Origin of the sequence: Occallatibacter sp., assembly GCF_049802275.1 — a bacterium.
Taxonomy (GTDB): domain Bacteria; phylum Acidobacteriota; class Terriglobia; order Terriglobales; family Acidobacteriaceae; genus Telmatobacter.
Genome location: NZ_JBARMD010000333.1, coordinates 1 through 2,592, shown reverse-complemented (window position 1 = coordinate 2,592; position 2,592 = coordinate 1). Strand labels below are relative to the sequence as shown.

Annotated in this window: 2 protein-coding genes; both read right to left on the bottom strand. The window is 58.6% G+C overall.

All coding sequences use genetic code 11. The features are described 5' to 3' along the window. A partial coding sequence (locus WA354_RS11585) for an ABC transporter permease (RefSeq protein WP_472813171.1) occupies nt 1-1,919 on the bottom strand: 1,919 nt, incomplete at its 3' end. Beyond that, nucleotides 1,916-2,281 (bottom strand): PadR family transcriptional regulator, encoded by a 366-nt coding sequence (locus WA354_RS11580; protein WP_472813170.1) that lies wholly within the window; start codon nt 2,279-2,281, stop codon nt 1,916-1,918. The genes WA354_RS11580 and WA354_RS11585, both read right to left, overlap by 4 nt. Nucleotides 2,282-2,592 lie beyond the last annotated feature (311 nt).

Here is a 2,592-nt window from a genome sequence, read left to right as displayed (position 1 = left end):
ACCCTCGGGGCCTTTTCATCGTCATCCGGCGTGAACTCGCGTCCTTCCAGAATGGGTATATGGAGGGATTCGAAATACCGCGGGGCCACGTCGGCGTGGTACACCTGCAAAGATTCATGCGGGTGTGGCACATACCCTTCCGGATACGCATCGACCCCCTTGTGGGTCAGGGTCATCGGAATCCAGTCCGTAAGAGACGCAACCTTCACGCCGGGTAATGCCGACGCGCGATCAAGGATCTTGTGACGGATCACCTGTTCCTGGTCGTGGCTGTAGCCGGCAATATTCAGCCCCACGGACGCGGTGAGAATATGGTCCTGCTCAAATCCGGGATTCGCGTGGGCGAGATTCTTGAGGGTTCGCAGAAATAGCCCGGAGCACAACAGCAGAGGAAGGGAAAACGCGATTTGCGCCACCACCAGCCCACTGAGCAATTTGCGGTTGCGTGAGCCGCCAGAGACGCTTGCAGACTCTGCCTTGAGTACCTCAGCTGCCGACGCGTGAGACGAACGCCAGGCGGGAAGCGCGCTGCACAACAAACCGGCCAACAGGCTGGACACCGCAATCCCGATCACCACCTCATGGTCCATGCTCCCGTTGAGTAGGAGGGGAAACGAGGTCGGCGGAAAAAACCATGCGAATGTCTTCGAAGTCCACGATGTCAATACAAGGGCCACGGCTCCTGCGACCATGGAAAGCAACACGCCCTCCAGTACCATCTGCCGCACCAGTTGCATACGATTCGCCCCGAGCGACTGCCGGATCGCAAGCTCACGCCGCCGGGATACAAACCGCACCAGCGTGAGCGTCGCCACGTTCGCGCAGGTCAGCACCAGCACCAGCCCGGCGAAGGCCAGCAGAATAGGCAGTGTCGCCGCCATGTATCCGTTGGCCCCGAAGGGCGAGCGCCACATGGGATCGAGCGTGATCCGGTTCTCGCCCAGATGATCGTCCGGGAACGCCGCGACAATATTGTGCATCAGGGTGTCAAGGTCCTGGGCTGCCTGGTCACGGCTCACGCCGGGCCGCAATCTTCCGATCACGTTCAGCCAGACCGCACCACCACTGCGATGCGTGAGCCTATACACGTTCGTCCCGAGGGGATTCAGCGTCAGCCATGCATCATCCCGAAGCCCCGGCGCCGCCCCGATAAATCCCTCCGGCGCTACGCCGATCACCGTCACAGGATGCCGGGCAATCTCGATCGCCTTGCCCACAATTTCAGGGTCTCCCGCATAGCGCGTCTTCCATAACGAGTACCCAAGCACGACGTACGGCACGGCGTCCGGCCGCGTTTCTTCCTGAGGCAGAAAGAACCGCCCCAGCTGAGGCTTCACTTCCAGCACGTCGAAGAAGTTCGCTGACACATTCCCGATATAGATGCGCTGCGGCTGTGCGCCGTCAGTCAGCGTGATCCAATCGCTGTGATATGCGAGCATTCCGGCGAGGGTGTGGTTCTGCTCGCGCAGATCGCGATAGTCGAGATACGAGAAGGGCGGAGTCGGAGAGAAGTTCCGTTCCCCCCGCTGCATGCTGACAAGATCGCCCGTGTCCCGCGCACCAGGAATCGGACGCAACATTGTCCCGTCAATCCAACTGAAGACGGTGCTGTTGGCGCAGATAGCCACTGCCAGCATCGCCGTCGCGGTGATCGAAAAGCCGGGGCTCTTGCGCAGTTGCCGTAACGCGTAACGGACATCCCGGCCCAGTTGTTCAAACCACGCTTGACCCCACATGTCGCGCGTCACATCTTGCACTAGAGGAATATTTCCAAATTCCCGCGCCGCTGCTTGTCGCGCCGCCTCTGCCGTCTCGCCTCGCGCCACTCGATCTGCAATCGCCATCTGCAGGTGCGCATCAATCTCTTCCTGCAATTCGCGCTTGCGCCGCTGGAAACCGAGGCTCGGGAACCACTTCATGACTCGCTCTCCTCCGGCTTGACGTACATCACCGACCCAATCGCTTCGACAATCCGCTCCCATCGGCCCAGATCCGAGGCCAACTGCTTTTTCCCCTTGGCCGTGATTCGGTAATATCGGGCTCTTTGCTTGCTCTCTGACTGCTTCCATTCAGACTGCACCCAACCCTGACGCTCCAACCGATGAAGAGCTGGATACAGTGATCCGGTCTCCACCTGAAGCACATCTCCGGATCGCAAACGTAAAGCCTGGACAATTCCGTATCCGTGCTGCGGTCCCCATTGCAGGGTCTGAAGAATAAGCATGTCGAGTGTTCCCTGCAACAGCTCAATCCGATTCTTATATGGGGATTCTTCGCTCATAGATGTAGGCACTCTACTCCCACTGGAGGTAGATTGTCTACTTCGTTTGGCGTAGCGCGCCGAGCAGCCTTGCCCACTCAGCAGATTTTAATGTACGTCAGTTCTCAGGACGAGAATTGGCGATGCTGCATTGGCGCTCAATCGCCAAACCAAGGTTCCAGCCGCCGCAGTCCTGGAAACGTGGTTTGGGCTGATATCGCTAGTTGAAATTCATGCCCGTCGCCGCGGCGAATAGCTCGAATATTTCCAGCAGATTGTATTCGTCAATGCTCGATCAGCTTTCCTTCAAGCGTGCTTATCGAAAATGCTTC